This is a genomic window from Psychrobacillus sp. BM2 (assembly GCF_048572895.1).
Taxonomy (GTDB): Bacteria; Bacillota; Bacilli; order Bacillales_A; family Planococcaceae; genus Psychrobacillus.
In genome coordinates this window covers 1,724,242-1,743,029 of the sequence record NZ_CP183878.1, presented here as the reverse complement: position 1 = coordinate 1,743,029, position 18,788 = coordinate 1,724,242, and the positions used below count along the sequence as shown (strand labels likewise).

The window sequence follows — 18,788 nt, the reverse complement described above, 5'->3', positions numbered from 1 at the left end:
AATCTATCCCTCCTTATCCAAAACGATATACTGTTGACCCCCTTGGGCTTTTAATAAAGTCACTTGGTCGTTCATTTTTAATGCATTGAATACTTTATAAACTTGTTTCTCACCGTCATTTAAACTCATTTCAAATTCAAAATCTTTTACATTACGTGTAAGAACAAGAAGCTTTTCAGTTAATACTAGTTTTTGATCAACTGTAATTTTTAACGGACTTACACTTGTAACAATGCCATACCTTATTCCCGTCAGATCCATTTCGTTTACAACATCTAAAGCAGCTTTTTTTATTAAGGTAGCTAGAAAGGTTAAATCACGCAACAAAGTCACCGCCAATCATTCTTAAGTCCATATGATGCTCATCATCACTGAAGGTATGTTTAGCTGACTCAACAATCATGAAGTTTGCTACATTTAAATCTCCTAGATACATCTTGACCGCAAGACTACTACCGCCTCTTACACGAGAATCTCCAAAGACTTTGTTAAGGCTCAAACTTCTTGATTTCCGATTATACATGACCAACAATACATCCGCTTTTACTTTGCCGTTAGTACTCTCTTGCATTGTTTCAAAGTACTGCAGTACTCCCCAATTGTTGATGCTATTGCTGTCTTTTGCAATGTATACTTCACGCTTACCTGTCTCCTTATTTTCACGTACAAGTTTGATCTTATTATATGTGTTGCTATCTATAGAAGAAGTGTAATCAAAACTTTCTCCCGATTCTTCATCTATAAGCAAATCTAATCGAAGGGTCTCAATGTTTCGCAAATTCAACTTTCCAAAGTCATCGTATAAAACATACATTGCTTTACGGTATTGCAATGTTTCATCTAGTGCATTTTGGATGATATCAAATAATTCTTTATTCTCTTCCGCACGGACAGCTATCTTATGAACTGTATTTTCTACAGCGCCTAACTGCAACCTAAAGTCTGTAGCAAGCATTTTTAATAATTCCGACGCAGTCTTATTCTCGTATACATAAGTATCTTTATTTTTAAAATATCGCAATTGATCATAACAAGTGACAGTTATCAAATCATTTGACGATCGTTTTTTCGTAAAAACAAATCCAAAGAATATCTTGCTTCCATCATATTCAAAACGGACCGCATTTCCTTCTTGAAATGCTATTTCCTCGTCTTTGACAACAGTAAAGGTAAGTTTACCAGGAACCGACTTTCGATTAGTTTCCCAAACAATCCCCTCTTCTGCCGAGCACTCGATAAATGTTGAACCGCTTTGAATATATAATTTTGATTTACCCAAGTTTTATCACCTGCCCCGGATAAATTAGATTAGAATTTTTAATTCCATTCAATTTAGCGATTTCCTCCACTTTTGAGCCATTCCCTAGTATTTTTTTGCAAATAGCCCAAAGTGTATCTCCCTTAACGACAGTGTGTGTCTTAGGGATAGGTTTGCTAACTGGACGAGACTGAGTTGCCGACGCTGTGGTGGTGTTTTGGTCATCTGTACCCTTTGAGAGGGCAACTTTTTTATTTCCGTATTCACGGTACTGCTTTAAATTGATTTTAACTGTTATATCAAACCCATTTTCAGCGTCTTCAAGTATTTCATAATCCTCTAAACTTACTTTTACATTCGTATCAAACAATAGATCTCCGTTTGGTTTCATTCGAGATACAATGAATTGAAACGGAATTAGATCAACTTTAAGTTTTTCTATTTTTTCGAGGTAATAATCAGCCATTCGGAATCCGTCTGGATAGATTGCGAAAGGATATTTTACATTGGGCAATAACAGTTCAAAGGAGAAATCTGTCAAACCAGGTTTTTTAAGTAAATTTACCTCTCCATCATTCATTAGATTTATTGTCTTATTAGCACTATTAATTTGTGTGCTAAGGGACGATGGCGCAACAGGCAACTGCATATTATCGAAAAAGAAACTATAGGCCATTTATCGCACCCCCGCCGCAATCGAATCTAAAGTTTCTTCCAAACCTTCTCCGAGTTTATTTACAATGCCGTCAATATCCATATCATTATTAATATTGTTATGGTTAGTCATATCCACTTTCACTTCTGCAGTTGTGAAACGATTGATTACATCACGCTCTGCTGCATCTCGAAGATATTTTAAATCCTCTTCGGTGGCATCCATTGATTTCGCCATCTTAGCAGTATTACCAGCCGTGTCCTTACCACTACCGGCTGCATCTTTTAGTGGATTACCCATTCCTTGTAATCCAGCTAGAACATCTTGTAGTGGGTCATATGATGTTTGACCTGAACTCTTATCACCTGCAAATAGGTTAGCTCCCCAGTCATATCCTGCATCCCATGCCCCACCATAAGATTTCATTTCCATCTTAGGGGCTTCCCAATAGTCTGCAGGAGTTTCACCAAGCCAATCATTCATTTTAGCTTTCATGTTGCTATAATCACCGGTAATAGATGTGGAATGGCTCAATTCACCAATGCTCCCGATATCAATTCCTGGTATCTGATCCAATGCATCCAGTACCTTGTTTATGGCTTTTATTGCAGTGTTTGCGCCATCTACAAACATATTAGCTAAGTTAGTTGCAGCACTATCAAATCCTTCTGTCATAGCAATAGCCATGTCTAACGCTACGTTGGCTACATTTACAAATGCCCTTTTCACGTTATATTCAAAATTACCTATAAAGAGGTTTACAATGAACTCTACGAGTGCTGAAAAGAGATTATAGATAAATGCTGCTTGGTTGTAAATATGGGCACCTAACATTGAAAACACACCAGCAATAATGTCAGTTGCACTTATTGATGTTCCTGCAAAGTGATTGATAGCTGCAACAGCAAGATAAAGTGACGCCACCAAACCAATGATTATTAAAATAACCATACCGATTGGATTAGCCCAAAACGCAGCATTCATGGCCCACGTTGCGGCGGTTACCAACATGGTAGCGGTTTTTACTATCAAAAGATTAGCAACAAGTGCTCCTAGAGCTGCAGTTACCGCGAAGATGACTGGTCCGAAAGTATCCCAATTATCATAGAGGAAACCACCTATGCTACTTATTGTATCTAAAGCTATGACAGCAACACTAGACAAGATATAAAGTGAATTAATAATTCCATCTACAGTACTTTCAAATTTCTCACTATTAGCTATTTCATTGAGTTTCTCAAGTACTGGCTGAAATGCCCACAAAGCTTGATTTTTAAAGCTGGTCCAAATATCAGCAAATAGTAAAGGCATATTTTCGAAGGCTGCATTCGTCTCCTCGGCAGCCTCAAACATTGCATTCTTCACAATATCCGCAGTAATCATTCCATCCGATGCCATTTCTCGAATAGTACCTAATGGAACCTCAAGATAATCAGCTATACTTTGGATGATATTTGGCGCACTTTCGAAGACTGCATTTAACTCTTCACCTCTTAAAACACCAGAACCAAGTCCCTGTGTTAATTGGAGTAAAGCGGAACTCATTTCTTCAGTAGAAGCACCAGCTATTTTGAATTTTTTGTTTAATTGCTCTGCAAAAGATACCATCTCTGCAGTACTTTCGAAAGCATCTCCAGCATTCGCACCAACTCGTGCTACAATGTTAGCGGTATCCATATAAGAGGCTCTGGATCTTTCAGCAGAATCAAAAATCATACGTTGAAGTTCAGCGTTAGTTTGTAATTGATCATTTATTAATGCCAATCGTGCCGATGTTTGCGATGCTTCATCCGAAAGACCGAGTACATCACCCAAGGCTTGAAAGCTAAGATAAGCCGCTAATATACTGCTAATTTTTCCAAGTAAATCATTAGCTTCTGAGGAACCCTCATTAATTTGTTGGTTAAAATCATTTTGAGCGGCTTCAGCTCCTCTTATTCCCTGTTCAATTTCATTAAAAGCTAATTCCGCTTGATTTAACTCATTTCTTGCTGCCTGAATACTTGCAGAATCTATAGCATTCCCCGAAACATCTTGCAACGACTCAAAACTATTAATCACAATATTCATAGCATTATTCATAGATTGAAAAGTACTAGACATTCCGTCTGTGATTTGTATTGAAGTTCTAATTGTAGCCATCGTTTCACCTGCCTTTAGATCCATAATAAAAAGCACTCGTTAGAGTGCTTTAGAAGTAATTTAAGTTATATGTTATTTTTGCTACCCCAAGAGTATTTTCTTTAATATCTTGAATCCATACATCTGCAACGGTATCTGATACTGGACTAAACCTCAGTGCATAATTGGTATCTTCAATTTTCTTTAGGTTATTATTTGGTTCAATATTGAACATCGAAAAAATATCTTCTTTACTTTGAAATTCTATAACCGAATCATCATATCCCCAATACTTTCCTGAATAGACATTTAATCTAGCAACACTATTTTCAAATATAACAAATTCAAATTTGTTTTTTTGGTATATATATAGTTTACCTACAATACTTTCACCTGTTTTAGGTACAGACCATTCATAATCTTCAATACTCTCAGGTTCTCCCATTAACGCAACAAGTTCTTCCGATGTAATTCTTGCAAATTGGTTAGCATCAACTAAAACATCTACTTTAGAATTTGTTTCATTGGAATTTCCACAAGCCGACAATAATAAAACCATACATACTAACACTAATACTTTTTTCATGAAATCCCCCTCTATCATTAATACCATAAGCATACAACAAAGAGAGGAAATACAACCACTTTATTTTTTCCGACCAGCTTTTCGTTTAGTTTCTTTTTCTTCTTTCTTTTCCGCTTCCATCTTGATCTGCACAGAAGCTATCACCATTGCTTTTTCATACTTCGGTAATGCTTCATACTCAGACGGCCACTTGTGAAACTTGTGGAGGCAATAATAAGCGATATTCGCATCATAGTCGCCTCCATCTATTAGTTTTTTGCTTCTTCTACTGCATCTTCCATGCCCACATCAAAACCGTTAATAGACTGTATTGTTTTCATGTACTCGGCATATTCTCCTGGCAACAACATTTTTTTCAATAATGCCTCTGCGTGCATAACTCCATAGCTATCTTGCAATTCCTTATCATGTAAATTAGGAAACAGTGTACATCTCACACCTAAAGTCGCTAAGTACGCATCATAATCAGTCGTAGGTTGGAACACGTTCTTTTTCCCAGGGACCGGCAAACGTTTTGTATGGCTTTTTCTAAGCGCTTCATCTTCTGTCGAATCGATTGCTTTCGCTTCCCATTCAACTGGTTTAGTGACAGGCTTTCCTTTGTCATCAATCTTTTGTTTACCAGTCTTCTCATCGATTACAGGCTCAACAAATCTCTTTGATACTACGACTTTTTCAACCTCTACCTGTACTGCGTTCTGCGCTAAAAATGCTGTTAAGTTACTCATTTATAATCACCTAATCCTTTTCTTGTTTAATAGATATTGACCGCTATTAAGCGGCCAATTCATTTATCTCATGCCTGCTAACAGACCAAACTTCTCTGGAATCTCAAAATCATCAAACGTTCCATCGATAGGCTCGTCTAGATATTCTCCATCTGCATCGAATTTAGCTAGTACTCCGCCATCTAAGTTACAGTCTTTATGAATAACCGTTTGACGACCAACACCTGATGTTGGATCTTCATTAGTAACTTGGATATCGAAATAAATATCCTCGCCAGTTTCTTTAAAACGGTATAGTAAATCACGGAATATCGATTGATTATAATGTGCAGTACCACTGAAAGTACCTTCCCACCCTGTGGATTTATTACCTTTCCCCGTCTTCCCTAAGATAGGCACTTTTGTTTTGGTTTTATCGATCGTTGATTCGAAATCAATAATCTGCATGAAATTGTAGCGATTACCTTCAACGGTAATGAAACATTCAGCGAGTGCAGCACTTACTGAGTCCTTTGCGTTCATGGTCTGAGCAAAGTGTTGTAGATTCAATTTAAGCATTGTTTTCTCTCCCTTCTTAGGCAACCGTTACTGTCATATATAGTTGAGCCATTGCATTTACTGGAGTCACTAAATCAGATACAACTACTGATTTTTTGGTTTCCCCTTTTTCTACAATCACATCATCCGGTTTGAAGTCCTCAATTGCTCGTAAACGTTGTAACTCCTGATGATGTGTTGTGATATCGTTCCAAAGAGATATTTGACCAGCTCTGTCATTCGGCATTTGACCAAGATATTTTGTGTTGAATAATACCGCAATATCATTCGCAATTTGATCAAGTACTCTAATGGTTTGATTACTAGCAAAGTCTGAATTTTTGTCTCCTGTGAATGAAGTGAAAGTATTTATATCATCCAATACTCTTACTTCATCTCCAACTTTATGGAATACAAATTCTCCAGAATCTATAGCATTTTCCAGTTGTGGTTGACTAAACTTAGTATTGATAGTGAATTCACCATCGTACTTTTTGTTCGTATTTGATTTATTGATAGCACATCCAGCCGCTGCACCGGTTGCCCAATAAACTGCAGAAGCGACATTCTCATCGTCAGTTACATCATTTTTAACACTGATTACACCTTCGTGGTCTGCATCATTCTTTTTGTGTAGAACCAACTGAAATTTAACACCGACTTGATCACGTAGGCGTATAGTAAATTCAGAGTATAGACTTTTTACTGTACTTTCTGTCGATAGACACCCTAATGCATTAAATGAATAGGGCTCCAACGCATCTAACGCCTCTTGATGTTCAGCCCCTTCTACAAGATCACCATTAGAACCTAAAGTAAAAGGAATACCAGCTGAAGCTGTAATATCCACATTTGCTTTCCAAACTACATAATCTGTATCTAAGAGATTATCAGTGTTTGGTAAAACGGTTTGAGAGTCTACTAGGCTAGTACCCAAGTATGTGGAGACATCCATTTTATTAGGGTCATCAACATTTACTGATACTACCGTTTTTAAACCATTACCTCGAACACCTTTAGACTTTGCAGTACCAAGCGTATTGGAAGCTGCAATACCATTTTTCATAAGCTTATAAAAATAAGCGGTATGAATATTCTTAAATAGATCTCTAATACCTCGTAGTTTCTCGTGCTTATAGTCATAGCCAAATAACTTACTAGAATTCTCTAAAAGGTCATTCTGTGTAACAGTAAACACTTCTCCATCTACTCCCCAATCGAGAGTAAGAGGAAGAGCAGCATATCCACGGTCATTCAAATTACTTGAAGCGCGTGCAGCACTAATAAAATTGATATACGTACCATTGAGCTTTTTATTTTGTGTAAGAAATGTACCTCCACCTAATGCCATTATTCATTCACCTTCCCTTTTAAAAACTCATGTAGCTTTTGATCCACTTCGTCAAATGTGTAAACTTCTACATCTGAAAGTAGAGCATTTAGAACATCTCTTTGATGAGAATATTTTTTGCTCTTTACGAGTTGCTCTTTAGTAAATTTAAAGAGGGCGATTTCTTGCTCTGCCTCTCTTTTCTTTTTGACGACCATTCCCTCACTCCTTTAAACCGCTTGATAAGCTCACGGTTGCCATTTTGTCTATTGGATCCGTCACTTTATAAACATGGAAATTATAATTAACAAAAAAGTGGAGCACTTCATCAACTACTTCACCTTTCATTTTGGTTCCTCTAAGCAAATCACCGTTTAACAGTTTTATATACTCCATTTCAGTCATTAGTTTGTTTGCTGTGCTATAAGCATCCATGTAACCAGGACCAAAATAGTGAATGTCGAACGGTAATGTTTCGTGATACCTATTTCCTACCACTTGATTAAACTCTGGTTGTAATAAGAGGATAAAAAAAGCAGGCTCTTGAAAGCCTTGCTCAATTGATTCTGTATAGATTTCGTATGTCTCACCAAATGTTTCATACAGCTTTGTTGAGATAGCGGTTACTACGTCATTAATCTCCATCAAAAACACCGCCTAAAAACTTCATTAATTTTTTTTCTAAGATGTTAGGGGCTTGTGCCTCTAATTCTTGTTCTGAGATAGTAAGCATGAATCGACCATTTACCCAACCTGCGTGATTTGCCGTTCTGTGTCCGAATTCAACATAGGCCGCATAGTTCACTGGATTGATGATTTCAATTTCGTATGTGTTGCCTACTTTTCTTACGATTAAAGATTCCGCATAAGCTGTTACATTAGTGTTTCCACCACCTATTGCTTCACTTTCCGTTCGGGCAGTCCACCCTCTACGCAATGTCCCCCCCACATAACCTTTAACTGGAGTTTTCCATGCAGAAGGTTCTGCAACTGGCGTTCGTTTAATTACCTTAGCAAGTAAACGTGCAGCCAATTCTTTAGCTGCCTCTTCACAAAACTTGTCAAAGTCAGCTCGCTGAAGTTTCTCCATCTTCTTTTGCAATCTTTTCAATTGCTCAAAGTCAGCCCTACCCCACCTAGCCATTATGCATACTCCTTAAAAAGCTCTAACTTAACTTCTTGGTGGTCCGTGAATATAGCAGGCTCTCCACTACGACTGAATTCAGATGTACGCTTATGTTGAGTAACAACAATTTTAGATCCTGCCTTTACAACGATTTCAGGAGCAATGAAAAGCTTAGTAGATTGAGCAATTGTAGCTGGCGCATTTGTCTGATGAGCTGATGTAATCTTTTCATAAGACAATTTACACTTTTGATTTTCAAGCACCATTACTTCTTTGGTAGTTGTGATATGGGTAATCGGATCTTTTACTTTTTGTATTTCATAAATCGTACAGACGCCTTTATACAACGACTCAATCGCACGTCTTCTAGCGCTTACCATGTCAAAACCCTGTAGGCTATAAAATCGAAACTATCATGCCGTAAATAATCGATGAAAGCATTAAAGCTAGCTTCCGGAGTTAAGTTATCTTTGTCGATAGCAAAGGTAACCGTAGTGTCTCCATCTTGAATTGTCTTGGCAACAAGCCCGAAGTCAAGACCATCAATAGTTAACTGGCCCATACTCTTTTTCATCAACAAAAACTCCCCTACAACCATATCAATAGCGATATGGTGCAGAGGAACCGGAATGGCACTTAAATTAGTTTGTGTCTTTATGTGATCAGTTACTTTGTCGATTGAGAATTGCAACATATACTCATCTGGATTACCAGGTTCACTCGAAACCGTAATGCCAAGTGACTTTATTCGTTCTTTTACTGCTTCAAGCATTTAATCACGCCCTACTCAGCTTTTTGAGCTTCTTCAATCTTCTTGATGATACCTTCTTCTGTCGTAGCTTTACCGATATCAATTTTATATTCTTCCGCATAAGCTTTTAAGTCATCTAAAGTTTTACCTTCGAATTGGCTAGGAGTATTATTCTCCGCAACTTCACCAAGGACCTCAACAATACTTTCGTTTACATGGTCATCTTCCATTACAAATGATGCGCCACGAGCATGAGTTACCCCATTGTAGCGCACTGGTACTTTTAGTACTTTAACTTGTTTCATATTGATTTCCTCCTCTTAAGCCATTGGTTGGGCTTGGAATACGTTATTTGCTTCAGGGAATGAAGGGATTGCCGTTGTTGCCGCCTTTGCCCATGTCGAGACTGGATCTAACCCTTCTTCAAAAACCATCCCAATTACATTTCCAACATTCGTTACTTCTTCATTACCTTGACGTAGTAAACGGCTTTCTTCAGGAGTTGGACCATGTAATGTCTCTCCTAAAGTGCTAGAGCCGAACATAACGAATTTGTTTTCAGGGAAATAACGTTGAATTGTATACGTTCCGTTAGCGTTTTGTACACGATATTTTGCATCATACACTGCAATAGTTGGTAATTGGTGCGATGTTAAGAAACTGTTTAGATCTCCCATTGTTGCAACTCGACCGCTATCTTTACCAAACAAATAACCTATTAATTTAGAATTACGCAAGATTTGACTAGCAATCTTTTGGGAAGTTAAAGCTCTTGTTGGCTTTTCATCTGGCACCGATGCCCAACGTTCTAAATCACCAATAATATCCTCCGTTCCAGTACCCCAGATATCTGTACCCGATAGAGCTTCTTTGTTAGCGTCTGGCACATGGTAATCTACTTCTAGAGTTCCGCCACCATCGATAGCAAGCGTTAATTCGCCGTTAGCTAGTGCTTGCATGCGCATAACTTCTACTTCTGCACGAACGTCACCTACCGCACGATCAATTAGGTTAAATACTCGACCAACCAATACTTGTTGTTCTTGTGGCGTACGTGGGAATTGTAAAGCAATCAAATCTTTCTCTTTAATTTGGTATTTCTTTTTAATATAAGCAGCTTCAAGAGCTTTATCATTGAAATCTAAAGATCCAATTTCCGCTTCAGTATCGAATGCATGGATTTTAGCTGCAACAGGTAGGTTACTTGCTCCTACAAGGTATTCAAATTCTAGCGTGTCATGTTTTACTACAGGGAAAAGCGTTTCTCCTAAATAAGGAGTTAAAGCACGCTCTTTCAAGTAATTTAATACTGTCTTTTGGTTAAATAATTCTAAGATATCTGGCATGTTGGTTTTCCACCTCTCAATTTTCTATAATTAATTATTTGAATGTAATTTTTGTTAATGCAGTTTTCGCTTCTGCAGAAGGTGCTTCAGGTAAACGAGCTTCAAGAATATATCCTTCTACAATTAATGCTCCTGGCTGTGGTCCGCTCGTTACGTCCACATCGTTATAAAGAATTCCTTTAGCTGTTGCATCATTAGATGGCAAAACTGTACCCGCTTTAACAATTTTCTTTCCGTCAACTGCTGCAACTCCTACGTCACTAACTAGAGTTGTGAACGATTGAACTTTTGAAGATGCTAAAAAGTTAACACGGTTATAGTTTCTTGTTTCGCTTACATATGGCATTTAGATGCCCTCCTTTTATTTTTTTATCCCCATGGATTTAAAGCTTTTTCTGCAGGGGATCCTTTTGAATTTGCTTCTTTAGCAAAGTTACTACCGATGTCCAACGGATTATCTTTGTCTGAGGTACTTTCATTTGGAACCCAACCTTTAAACGTCTGTTCCTTCTTTTCTGGGACAAACAAAAAAGGCTTTGATTCTTGCAGTGTTTTTAACTGCTCATCAAGACCTTTAGTAACTTTACCTTCTGTATCTAATTCAATTAATGCTTTGTCGAGAAGTGTAGTAGCAATATCTGCATCATGCACTTTTCCAACAAGAGCTAATTTTATTGCACTTGATAGCTGAGCTTCTTTCAAATCACTTTCGTACTTCGTTTTAGCGTCAGCATTTTCTTGTTGCAACTCAGTAATTTTAGTCTGCAATCCAGCTGCATCCACTTTCTTTAGTTCCTCTAGTTGTTTATCACGAGAAGCTAAATCCGTTTCAAGTTGATTCTTGGTATTGTTCACTTCATCAAAACGAGATTTAGGAATCGTTGTACCGTAGCCCTCGATTACCTTGTTTACTTGCTCCTCAGTTAAACCTAATGCTATTAATTGTTCTTTATTCATGTTTTATCATCCTTTCAAATTACGCTTTTTTACGTGGGTATCGTCCACGGATTTGTCTTGTTCTTTTACGTCTGCAATACCAAAAAGACGAGAAATGAGTAGTTTATTTGATATAACAACCCACAATAGAAATGTCCATGTTCCGCTTCATTCTCAGACCTTCACCATACGTTTGTTTATAGTATTCTAATTTCTTAGGGACATTTGCAGCAGTATTGTGTATTTCTTCTGCATCGAATAAATCCGGCATTGAAATCAAAACTATAACACCTCGTTCATTTACTATCGCAAGTTTACAAATTTCTTCAAACTCCGTCATGTTTTTTACATTGCTCACTAGTATTCCTCCACAATCTTATTTGCTATTTAACGCATAACTACGAGATGTTGGATCCCTTCCTTTCATCATCTAGGTAGTGGATATGAATTTCGGGTTTGTTATCCGGTAAATCAAACACGAATGAAACGATATTTAAAATTACAATCAATAGCAACATTAAGTACACCAGTATTGGAATCTCAATCGTCTTTTTCAACCGTTTCACCACCTTAAAGGCATAATAAAAAGCCACCCTATTGAGTGACTTTCACTGGACCAGTTTTATAGTTTTCTTAAATAAACAAGATTTTTCGATGTAGTTGAAAAAAGAATATTTCCATCTTCACTGTGCAAACTATAAGTTTCTTCAGTGATGTATATGTCCTTAACATTTTCTATTTTAAAAACATTAGAACCCTCGCTGCCGAATGAGACCTTTACTTCATAAGTCATTACTGTCACCTCCTAATATACTAAATTATAACAAACACTTAGGAAATAAATCTCTTAATCCATTCAGGATATTTAATCTTGCTATCAATATAGTAAACCTTGCCGTCCTTACCCCTTGCAATTCGTTCACCGTATTCATCATCAAAGAATGGAACTGTGACTGTTCTACACCATGGATGGAAAGGGGGGGCTGTTATACCTGGTACATAATCAGACATGGCAAATACTTTACCATCTAAATCCTGGCATATGGAACTTGTCCTCATGTCTAAGGTAGCAACTATTTCATAGCGCTCAACATCAAGTGCATTAAATGCGTTTCTCTGAGCTGCAGACGCAAAAAAAGCTGATTCAGTCATTACTAACCGTGCAGCTTTACTTCTACTCACATTTAATTTATTTGAGATTGTAGTTATTGCCTTATCTGGTGAATCACCACGGATAACAATTTGCACCAGTTCTGTATGCAGTGTATTAATGAGTTCATCTTTGTTTCTCCAAATGCGATCACTGAAAGTGACTGCATCAGCGGTCCATGGCTTTGAAATGACTTGTTGCAATTGAGTTGCATTAATAGATTGCAAGGTGTAACCAATATTAAAGCCACTCTGTATCTCAAAAGCAGTGTGATAGTAGGTATCTTGATAAATCTGCCTCATAAGCCTATCCACACCTTCAGATTGCCTTGCGTATAGTTTCTCGATTATTTGTTGCGTCTGAATCTTTATGGATTCTAAACGAAAAATATGAACACGTGTTGAAGCATTTTCAAGTTCCCTCATCCATCTACCATTCAGAGCATTTCTTTCACCATACGCAATGTATTCATGGACATCCCAATGAAACTCTGCTAGTTCAGAACCTCTCAACATCTTTTTAGCATCTGATAATGAAATTTCATTATTCTTGGCAAAACGTGTATACCATTTAGATATATCTTTTTCTAATTCTTCGATTACAAGATCATATATTTCTTCTAATTCATCACTATACTCTTCAGCATTGCTTAGTTGAGATTCTAGCAACAATTCAAATCGTTGTTTCCAATAATCACTACTCTTTGACAATTACTTCACCACGCTTTGGAAAAGCATTGCTGTAATCATCAATGTCTTTTTGCTTTTCCTTGTTCATCCGCTTTAACTCAAGTTGTACATCTTTAATCCAAGGATGTTGAGATACTAACGTTTCTGTTGATAGAATAGGCATTGAATTGACGATATTAGTTATACTTTCCGTTTCGTTTATTAGAATATCACGATTAAATATCACATTGACTTCTTGATCTTCATAATCCCCTTGGTTGGTATTAGCTAAATGCATGTTAACGAACCAAAGTAATTCCTCAAAGGACGCCTGGAACTCTGTTTCAATTCCATTAGCATCAAGATCAATATCGCTATACATAGATTGGATATTCATTTGATTTGGATTGTTGGCCATACGTTCGTCCTTCGCGTCATAACCACGACCATTTTCTATAATCGCCTTCTTAAACAACGAAAGGATTGCTTTATAATTTTCTGCATTGACTTCAATTTGTAATGACTCAACGCCACCCTTCGAACCATCAGCGCTACGGACTTTAACAGCTCCATATTGAGCGAGGTTTCTTCTGAACTCACCTAAATTCTGTCCATCATAGTTATGAAGTATTAATATAGTCGAACGTGCATCCTCTTGCATATTGTTTTCGAAATCACTCAACATGATATTTATTCCATCTTGTAAGGACTTCACACGTTTCAGCAACGGTATTTCTTTACTGTTAAATTTAAAAGGAATTAACGGCACTCTCTGCCAGTTCAACTTTATTTCACTACCATCTTCATCTTCTGTGGTTAAATATGAAAAAGGAGGCTTTTCTACATCTTCTACTAATCTACCGTTAAACCAGACATAGCACTTAACGCCGTTTGCGGAATATACTTCTACTTTTTCATACAGCACTTCTCTATCACCCTCATATCCTGACTCTGTATACATACGAACAGCTGAATCAAGTATGGTATGTTCTGCATCCTTCCAAAAAGGTAAGATTTCGCTATTCGGAAAGCGTTTAAAAGTAAATTCTCCTTGCTCATTGTAATAAGGATAGAGCCACGCTATACCACCGTTCAATGCATCTAATCCCATATTCCTTAATGTACGATGAAAACGTTTGTTAAATATCTTTTGCAATAACTTTAAGTAGGTATCATCCTCTGTTTCTAAAGTGAGAGGCTTGCCTAGCTGATAGTTAACTTTTTGATCTACTAATTTAGCGTATTGGTTATCCAGTATCTGATTGTTGGGAAGATTTTCAGCTATTTCTAATCGTCCACCCTTACCAATAACTTTGCGTTTACGAGTTAGAATATCTTGTTGACCCTCGTAATACTGTTCTCCTTTAATCATCCACTCACGTTTTTGAGAGGACTTGAATTTAGTAATCTCTCTTTCAAGCAGCGTTATATTGCTAATGATTGCTTGAGCACCAGTAGCGATTATGTTGTTAAGTTCTTCTGTATCTGTACCAGAACCTTGAAACGGGAAATACTCCATGCATTATCACCTCTCTTAATCAAAACTAAATACATCACCCTGAATATCTTCCAATGCATAACGCATGGCATCCATCATGTGGTTGAAGTCATCTATTGGTTTGTTCATCTTCTTGCCAAACTTATCTTGTGCCCATGTGTAGTTAGTGATTTCAGTTAAGAAATTAACACAAGACGGATGAATGATGATTTTATAATCTTGAATTGTTTGAATACCGTTATTAATACTGTCTGGTCCCTTACGAGCTCTTTTAATGTTTTTCATTCCCAGATTCCATAAATCATCGATGGATTTAGGCTCAGCGCTATCAGCACGAATTTTTTCTTTTTTATATCCTTTACGCTCAACTTCTTCAAATATTATTTTGTTACTCATGCCTTCTTTGTATATTTCATCAAAGACATATATCTCTTTGGCTTCCTGGTCCACAATCCCGCAAAAGAAAGCTGTTGGATCGTTTGTATACCCGAAGTCGAGACCAAATGCTGTTTTTGTATTTGAACGCTTGAGTATTTCATTTTTATCAAATACTAGTTCTTCCCAGTTCTCAAATACAAGTCCATCGACAATACCCCAGTCACCTAAGCCAGCAACTTGATATCGTCGTGGATTGTCTCGCTTCATACGTTCAAATACTCGCTTATCCGCATCGTCCAAAAATTCGTTGCATAAGTAATTTGTAGTTTTGGCTAAGATGTCTATATCTTCTTTGGCATCAAAAAAACGCTTCTTTATCCAGTGTTTTTCATTCCACGGGTTAAAAGTAAGCGTTACTTGTTTATATAATCCTTCTGGCACTTCACCACGAATAGATTCATCCAGTATGTCGAAATCAGCTTCATTCAATATCTCATAAGCCTCCTCAATCCACATCCAACACAAATAACCAACTTTCACCGTAATGGAAGTAACTTTTAGTGGATCATCAAGACCACGAAAGTATATTTTCTGACCAGTCGGCTTATAAGTAAGTTCTAGTGGTGATTCTTTTGCATCCCAGTATTGTTGGACACCTAATTTTGTGATTGCCCAGTTGAGCTCGGCAAAGCACGAATCTTTCAGTGTTCTAAATGTCTTGCGAATAACCAATAGATTTGCATTTGGATGTTGCATTAACTTAGAGATAAAGTTGATAGCAGTTGTTTTAGATTTCTTTGAAGCACGAGAACCTTTACATACTCGATAACGACCTTTGAAGTTCCAAAAATCAGCATATCCTTTACCTATTGTCTTTTGAATAGAAATTCGTTTTACGTTATTCACTTACATCATCCTCAATAACGATAGGAATTGCTCCTTCAATCTGTTGCTTATCAGTCCACATCGCATAACGTTTACCTAACATTTCAGCTGCTTTAATTCTATCTTTGGCACTCACATCAATATCAGAAATTGTTTGAGCACCTTCTCCAATACCCCGTAGTGTTTCTTCTTGTTGTTCACCACGCATTACACTTGTTAGGTATTCGAGCACTTCTTGTTGACTGGCAACTCTTTTTGATTGAAGTTCTTCCATCCGAATTTCTATATAATTTTTTACGCTCACATTTGCAACTAATTTATGAGCATTCCCTCTTGCATAAGCTTTACTATATCCAGCCTTTAATGCAGCCTGTTCTATATTGCCTAATTCAATATAACTATCTGCAAATGCTTGTTGCTTTGGATTTAATCTCTTCTCAATCAATGGCATCAACCCCATTATGCTATTTGCTTTTTACGACATAAAAAAGCACCTCTGTAGAGATGCAAATTTTTTTATAAGATTTTTTTATAAAAAGAAGGTATTTGATGGAATGTGTCGAATAATGAATTTATAGTAATTTTATACTAGGTAAATTAGATTTTGTTTTTACAGATTCTACAACTATTTCACAATTCTTCCTCAACATGATATTTGTTACCCTATATTGAATACCCTTTATAAAGAATAAACTTCCATTAGAAATACTATTATCTTCACAAACTGATTCTAAGGGGTATTCCCCCTGATATGTGTTATTACAGAAGTGTTTAATAAACATAATTTCAAATCCTTTCAGATTGGAGTGATTTAAATGAATAATGAAAATCTTTTAGAAAATTTATTACTATTCCATCAATATCTTAAGAAAAATGTTGTCTTGGATAAATTAATTAACAATATGAGTAAGTTTCCCGAATTTCCTAAAGTTTATTCAGAGATAAGGTCCAATGATGGAAAAATTGATACTTCGGAAGTAGTAGCAAGAACCTTATTTTATGGAATAAACGAAAATATGTTATCCGAATCTGATTTAGATGAATTACTTTTTCTAGTTCTTGAAGATTCGTTGTTTAATTCTTATTTATTTAAACTTGATACTACTTCGAATATTCATATTAATTCAGATGGTATTGAAACTCTCCTGAGAAATTGGAAAATTCCATCAGAAAATAAAATCTTGAGCAATGTTCATACTAAATCTACGAAAGACTTTATTGTTTGTGGATATAGAATAGCTGAAGATCAATCTGTTTTAGAATCGGTAAGGCTTCTTTTACTAGATAGTGAGATATTAACTTTTTCAAGTAAAAATGAAGAACCTAAAAAAGCAGTATACCCAACACTTGTAGAAATTGATTTTAGAAGGCAGTTGATGCATGTTAGACTGCGCGATGTTGATAATATAGTTGGAGCATCAGAGGATAGGGGAACTATGTCAGGAAGAATTAGCAATACACTTAAATTCATTTCTACTTTTAGTCCCAAGGTTAATTTTTCAGATATTTCTGGTTTCAAATCATCTTTGTATAATTTAGAGGAGTATCTACTCAGTGAAAAGAGAAATATATCCTATGAAAAATTAGAAGAAATTGATATGGAACTTGAAGAATTCACAAAAAAGGTTTGCGATAGGTTCAATCCCTCTCCAAGCCTACCAATATCTCCAAAAGAATATATAAGTACAGGAGTTTTATCCATTATTGCAACTACCCTTGATTTAAATGAACTAGGTGATGTTGTAGGAATTAAGTTCCGTGATACACAAAATGAAGAAGGCAAATACGCCGAAATAACAATAAAAGACTCAAGTAATAAATGTATTTCTACTAGTAACTTGTACTGGTTAAATCTATCGGTTTTACAAAATACTAAAGAAGTTGAATTTCTTAAAATAATTACTCAAGTACCTAATGGTGCAGCAATAGTTAATTTGGAATTCTCGCTAGAAACAGCAAATATCAAACTACTGTCAAGAAGTAATTATGAAGGTTCTGATGGAGCAAAACCTTCCCAAGAAAAATATGACGATGTATTAGATTTTCTAATAAAATTTATAAACTAAAAATAACTTGCGCCGAAGTAAAATATTTTACTAATATTGTTCGGCGCATTTTTTTACTTTTTCCCTGTCGACTAGTATACACTTACAAATACATAGTTATCATTTCTCCGACCTATCCGACAAATGCGACATTTTCCTAGTGATAGTATCTTTGATTCTGCCAATGTGTCTATCGGATAACCTCATATGTTGTCCTATCCATCGCATGCTCTTACCTTCTAATAACCAATGTAATACTTCAATTTCACGATCAATATTAATTAGGTAAATTCGCTCTTGAACAATTTTAATTTTCATCTCATAATTAGTTATTTTCTTCCAACGCTTATCACGTCTCTCGAATTCACGGTAGATTGGATCGCTAGGATTTCCACTAGCTTTTGGCATGGCAGCTTGTAACCCATACTGAGTAGTCATTCCTTCCCCAATGTCATTCAAGCCTTCTCGCATTATCTTTACAGAATTAATCATCCAGTGATAGTCCTTCAATAATTGTTCCAGTTGTTTTTCGGTCATTGTGTTTCCTCCTATCGTTTATTTCGAATAGCTCCGCCAACACGTCGGTATGTTTGCCGATTACACCCCATCAATTCTTCAATTTCCCTACATGTCATTTGTTCTTTTGACTTGTTGCTTGTATTTGGTCGTTCATTCACGAATTCGCCTCTATCTACCTGTTTTAACCCTGTTTCGATATACTTCGTTTGATTCATTCCCATCTCTCCCTTAGATAAAATAAAAAAAGAGGACAACAAATGAATCAGCGTGT

Annotated in this window: 26 protein-coding genes; 1 reads left to right on the top strand and 25 read right to left on the bottom strand. The window is 36.4% G+C overall.

Features of this window, described 5'->3' with window-relative positions:
* Window positions 1–3: 3 nt before the first annotated feature.
* From ACN6MX_RS08090 to ACN6MX_RS07980, 23 genes are all read right to left on the bottom strand, one after another.
* Entirely contained in the window at window positions 4–324 is a 321-nt protein-coding gene (locus tag ACN6MX_RS08090) for a DUF2577 domain-containing protein (RefSeq protein ID WP_419962111.1), read from the bottom strand.
* Window positions 317–1,279 carry an XkdQ/YqbQ family protein gene (locus tag ACN6MX_RS08085; RefSeq protein ID WP_419962110.1) on the bottom strand — a complete coding sequence of 321 codons (963 nt, stop codon included), beginning with the start codon at window positions 1,277–1,279 and terminating at the stop codon, window positions 317–319. The genes ACN6MX_RS08090 and ACN6MX_RS08085 overlap by 8 nt, the downstream gene beginning before the upstream one ends.
* Window positions 1,272–1,934: a LysM peptidoglycan-binding domain-containing protein gene (locus tag ACN6MX_RS08080; RefSeq protein ID WP_419962109.1), complete on the bottom strand. Its 663-nt coding sequence runs from the start codon at window positions 1,932–1,934 to the stop codon at window positions 1,272–1,274. Before ACN6MX_RS08080 ends, ACN6MX_RS08085 begins: the two co-directional genes overlap by 8 nt.
* Window positions 1,935–4,055, bottom strand: coding sequence for a tape measure protein (locus ACN6MX_RS08075; protein WP_419962108.1), 2,121 nt, complete (start codon window positions 4,053–4,055; stop codon window positions 1,935–1,937).
* Window positions 4,056–4,104: 49 nt separating this feature from the next.
* A complete protein-coding gene (locus ACN6MX_RS08070) occupies window positions 4,105–4,620 on the bottom strand; it encodes a hypothetical protein (protein WP_419962107.1) in 516 nt (171 codons plus the stop codon).
* A 248-nt stretch (window positions 4,621–4,868) separates the two neighbouring features.
* Complete coding sequence (locus ACN6MX_RS08065) at window positions 4,869–5,348, bottom strand: phage tail assembly chaperone (RefSeq protein ID WP_419962106.1); 480 nt, start codon at window positions 5,346–5,348, stop codon at window positions 4,869–4,871.
* A 63-nt stretch (window positions 5,349–5,411) separates the two neighbouring features.
* Window positions 5,412–5,906, bottom strand: coding sequence for a phage tail tube protein (locus tag ACN6MX_RS08060; protein WP_419962105.1), 495 nt, complete (start codon window positions 5,904–5,906; stop codon window positions 5,412–5,414).
* Window positions 5,907–5,922: 16 nt separating this feature from the next.
* The gene (locus ACN6MX_RS08055) at window positions 5,923–7,236 is read right to left on the bottom strand and encodes a phage tail sheath family protein (protein WP_419962104.1); all 1,314 of its coding nucleotides are present in this window, start codon (window positions 7,234–7,236) and stop codon (window positions 5,923–5,925) included.
* Window positions 7,236–7,433: a hypothetical protein gene (locus ACN6MX_RS08050; protein WP_419962103.1), complete on the bottom strand. Its 198-nt coding sequence runs from the start codon at window positions 7,431–7,433 to the stop codon at window positions 7,236–7,238. Before ACN6MX_RS08050 ends, ACN6MX_RS08055 begins: the two co-directional genes overlap by 1 nt.
* A 4-nt stretch (window positions 7,434–7,437) precedes the next feature.
* Window positions 7,438–7,860, bottom strand: coding sequence for a phage tail terminator family protein (locus ACN6MX_RS08045; protein WP_419962102.1), 423 nt, complete (start codon window positions 7,858–7,860; stop codon window positions 7,438–7,440).
* On the bottom strand, window positions 7,850–8,359 hold the full coding sequence (locus ACN6MX_RS08040) for an HK97 gp10 family phage protein (protein WP_419962101.1): 510 nt from the start codon (window positions 8,357–8,359) through the stop codon (window positions 7,850–7,852). The genes ACN6MX_RS08045 and ACN6MX_RS08040 overlap by 11 nt, the downstream gene beginning before the upstream one ends.
* Entirely contained in the window at window positions 8,359–8,721 is a 363-nt protein-coding gene (locus ACN6MX_RS08035) for a hypothetical protein (RefSeq protein WP_419962100.1), read from the bottom strand. The genes ACN6MX_RS08040 and ACN6MX_RS08035 overlap by 1 nt, the downstream gene beginning before the upstream one ends.
* Window positions 8,715–9,113, bottom strand: coding sequence for a hypothetical protein (locus tag ACN6MX_RS08030; RefSeq protein ID WP_419962099.1), 399 nt, complete (start codon window positions 9,111–9,113; stop codon window positions 8,715–8,717). The genes ACN6MX_RS08035 and ACN6MX_RS08030 overlap by 7 nt, the downstream gene beginning before the upstream one ends.
* An 11-nt stretch (window positions 9,114–9,124) precedes the next feature.
* The gene (locus ACN6MX_RS08025; protein ID WP_419962098.1) at window positions 9,125–9,397 is read right to left on the bottom strand and encodes a hypothetical protein; all 273 of its coding nucleotides are present in this window, start codon (window positions 9,395–9,397) and stop codon (window positions 9,125–9,127) included.
* Window positions 9,398–9,412: 15 nt separating this feature from the next.
* Window positions 9,413–10,438: a major capsid protein gene (locus ACN6MX_RS08020; RefSeq protein ID WP_419962097.1), complete on the bottom strand. Its 1,026-nt coding sequence runs from the start codon at window positions 10,436–10,438 to the stop codon at window positions 9,413–9,415.
* Window positions 10,439–10,472: 34 nt separating this feature from the next.
* Window positions 10,473–10,784 (bottom strand): hypothetical protein, encoded by a 312-nt coding sequence (locus ACN6MX_RS08015; RefSeq protein WP_419962096.1) that lies wholly within the window; start codon window positions 10,782–10,784, stop codon window positions 10,473–10,475.
* Between the two features lie 23 nt (window positions 10,785–10,807).
* Window positions 10,808–11,395: a phage scaffolding protein gene (locus ACN6MX_RS08010; protein ID WP_419962095.1), complete on the bottom strand. Its 588-nt coding sequence runs from the start codon at window positions 11,393–11,395 to the stop codon at window positions 10,808–10,810.
* Window positions 11,396–11,498: 103 nt separating this feature from the next.
* Window positions 11,499–11,732: a hypothetical protein gene (locus ACN6MX_RS08005; protein WP_419962094.1), complete on the bottom strand. Its 234-nt coding sequence runs from the start codon at window positions 11,730–11,732 to the stop codon at window positions 11,499–11,501.
* Window positions 11,733–11,996: 264 nt separating this feature from the next.
* On the bottom strand, window positions 11,997–12,167 hold the full coding sequence (locus ACN6MX_RS08000; RefSeq protein ID WP_419962093.1) for a hypothetical protein: 171 nt from the start codon (window positions 12,165–12,167) through the stop codon (window positions 11,997–11,999).
* A gap of 38 nt (window positions 12,168–12,205) precedes the next feature.
* On the bottom strand, window positions 12,206–13,234 hold the full coding sequence (locus tag ACN6MX_RS07995) for a minor capsid protein (RefSeq protein WP_419962092.1): 1,029 nt from the start codon (window positions 13,232–13,234) through the stop codon (window positions 12,206–12,208).
* Entirely contained in the window at window positions 13,221–14,711 is a 1,491-nt protein-coding gene (locus ACN6MX_RS07990) for a phage portal protein (RefSeq protein WP_419962091.1), read from the bottom strand. The genes ACN6MX_RS07995 and ACN6MX_RS07990 overlap by 14 nt, the downstream gene beginning before the upstream one ends.
* Before the next feature lie 15 nt (window positions 14,712–14,726).
* Window positions 14,727–15,974 carry a PBSX family phage terminase large subunit gene (locus ACN6MX_RS07985; RefSeq protein ID WP_419962090.1) on the bottom strand — a complete coding sequence of 416 codons (1,248 nt, stop codon included), beginning with the start codon at window positions 15,972–15,974 and terminating at the stop codon, window positions 14,727–14,729.
* Window positions 15,967–16,398: a terminase small subunit gene (locus ACN6MX_RS07980; RefSeq protein ID WP_419962089.1), complete on the bottom strand. Its 432-nt coding sequence runs from the start codon at window positions 16,396–16,398 to the stop codon at window positions 15,967–15,969. Before ACN6MX_RS07980 ends, ACN6MX_RS07985 begins: the two co-directional genes overlap by 8 nt.
* Before the next feature lie 370 nt (window positions 16,399–16,768).
* Here ACN6MX_RS07980 and ACN6MX_RS07975 point away from each other — a divergent pair, with 370 nt between their 5' ends.
* On the top strand, window positions 16,769–18,019 hold the full coding sequence (locus tag ACN6MX_RS07975) for a hypothetical protein (protein ID WP_419962088.1): 1,251 nt from the start codon (window positions 16,769–16,771) through the stop codon (window positions 18,017–18,019).
* Window positions 18,020–18,118: 99 nt separating this feature from the next.
* Here ACN6MX_RS07975 and ACN6MX_RS07970 read toward each other — a convergent pair whose 3' ends face one another.
* Window positions 18,119–18,535: a DNA-binding response regulator gene (locus ACN6MX_RS07970; RefSeq protein ID WP_419962087.1), complete on the bottom strand. Its 417-nt coding sequence runs from the start codon at window positions 18,533–18,535 to the stop codon at window positions 18,119–18,121.
* A gap of 11 nt (window positions 18,536–18,546) precedes the next feature.
* Window positions 18,547–18,732 carry a hypothetical protein gene (locus tag ACN6MX_RS07965; RefSeq protein WP_419962086.1) on the bottom strand — a complete coding sequence of 62 codons (186 nt, stop codon included), beginning with the start codon at window positions 18,730–18,732 and terminating at the stop codon, window positions 18,547–18,549.
* Between the last annotated feature and the right edge of the window lie 56 nt (window positions 18,733–18,788).

Excerpts from the sequence above, each read along its gene's own strand:
- ACN6MX_RS08045 (WP_419962102.1), bottom strand. The coding sequence starts at position 7,860 with ATGGAGATTAATGACGTAGTAACCGCTATCTCAACAAAGCTGTATGAA.
- ACN6MX_RS08000 (WP_419962093.1), bottom strand. The coding sequence starts at position 12,167 with ATGACTTATGAAGTAAAGGTCTCATTCGGCAGCGAGGGTTCTAATGTT.
- ACN6MX_RS08080 (WP_419962109.1), bottom strand. The coding sequence starts at position 1,934 with ATGGCCTATAGTTTCTTTTTCGATAATATGCAGTTGCCTGTTGCGCCA.
- ACN6MX_RS08075 (WP_419962108.1), bottom strand. The coding sequence starts at position 4,055 with ATGGCTACAATTAGAACTTCAATACAAATCACAGACGGAATGTCTAGT.
- ACN6MX_RS08015 (WP_419962096.1), bottom strand. The coding sequence starts at position 10,784 with ATGCCATATGTAAGCGAAACAAGAAACTATAACCGTGTTAACTTTTTA.
- ACN6MX_RS08010 (WP_419962095.1), bottom strand. The coding sequence starts at position 11,395 with ATGAATAAAGAACAATTAATAGCATTAGGTTTAACTGAGGAGCAAGTA.
- ACN6MX_RS08020 (WP_419962097.1), bottom strand. The coding sequence starts at position 10,438 with ATGCCAGATATCTTAGAATTATTTAACCAAAAGACAGTATTAAATTAC.
- ACN6MX_RS08055 (WP_419962104.1), bottom strand. The coding sequence starts at position 7,236 with ATGGCATTAGGTGGAGGTACATTTCTTACACAAAATAAAAAGCTCAAT.
- ACN6MX_RS08065 (WP_419962106.1), bottom strand. The coding sequence starts at position 5,348 with ATGAGTAACTTAACAGCATTTTTAGCGCAGAACGCAGTACAGGTAGAG.
- ACN6MX_RS08070 (WP_419962107.1), bottom strand. The coding sequence starts at position 4,620 with ATGAAAAAAGTATTAGTGTTAGTATGTATGGTTTTATTATTGTCGGCT.
- ACN6MX_RS08035 (WP_419962100.1), bottom strand. The coding sequence starts at position 8,721 with ATGGTAAGCGCTAGAAGACGTGCGATTGAGTCGTTGTATAAAGGCGTC.
- ACN6MX_RS08025 (WP_419962098.1), bottom strand. The coding sequence starts at position 9,397 with ATGAAACAAGTTAAAGTACTAAAAGTACCAGTGCGCTACAATGGGGTA.
- ACN6MX_RS07990 (WP_419962091.1), bottom strand. The coding sequence starts at position 14,711 with ATGGAGTATTTCCCGTTTCAAGGTTCTGGTACAGATACAGAAGAACTT.
- ACN6MX_RS08040 (WP_419962101.1), bottom strand. The coding sequence starts at position 8,359 with ATGGCTAGGTGGGGTAGGGCTGACTTTGAGCAATTGAAAAGATTGCAA.
- ACN6MX_RS08050 (WP_419962103.1), bottom strand. The coding sequence starts at position 7,433 with ATGGTCGTCAAAAAGAAAAGAGAGGCAGAGCAAGAAATCGCCCTCTTT.
- ACN6MX_RS08030 (WP_419962099.1), bottom strand. The coding sequence starts at position 9,113 with ATGCTTGAAGCAGTAAAAGAACGAATAAAGTCACTTGGCATTACGGTT.
- ACN6MX_RS07970 (WP_419962087.1), bottom strand. The coding sequence starts at position 18,535 with ATGACCGAAAAACAACTGGAACAATTATTGAAGGACTATCACTGGATG.
- ACN6MX_RS08060 (WP_419962105.1), bottom strand. The coding sequence starts at position 5,906 with ATGCTTAAATTGAATCTACAACACTTTGCTCAGACCATGAACGCAAAG.
- ACN6MX_RS07965 (WP_419962086.1), bottom strand. The coding sequence starts at position 18,732 with ATGAATCAAACGAAGTATATCGAAACAGGGTTAAAACAGGTAGATAGA.
- ACN6MX_RS07975 (WP_419962088.1), top strand. The coding sequence starts at position 16,769 with ATGAATAATGAAAATCTTTTAGAAAATTTATTACTATTCCATCAATAT.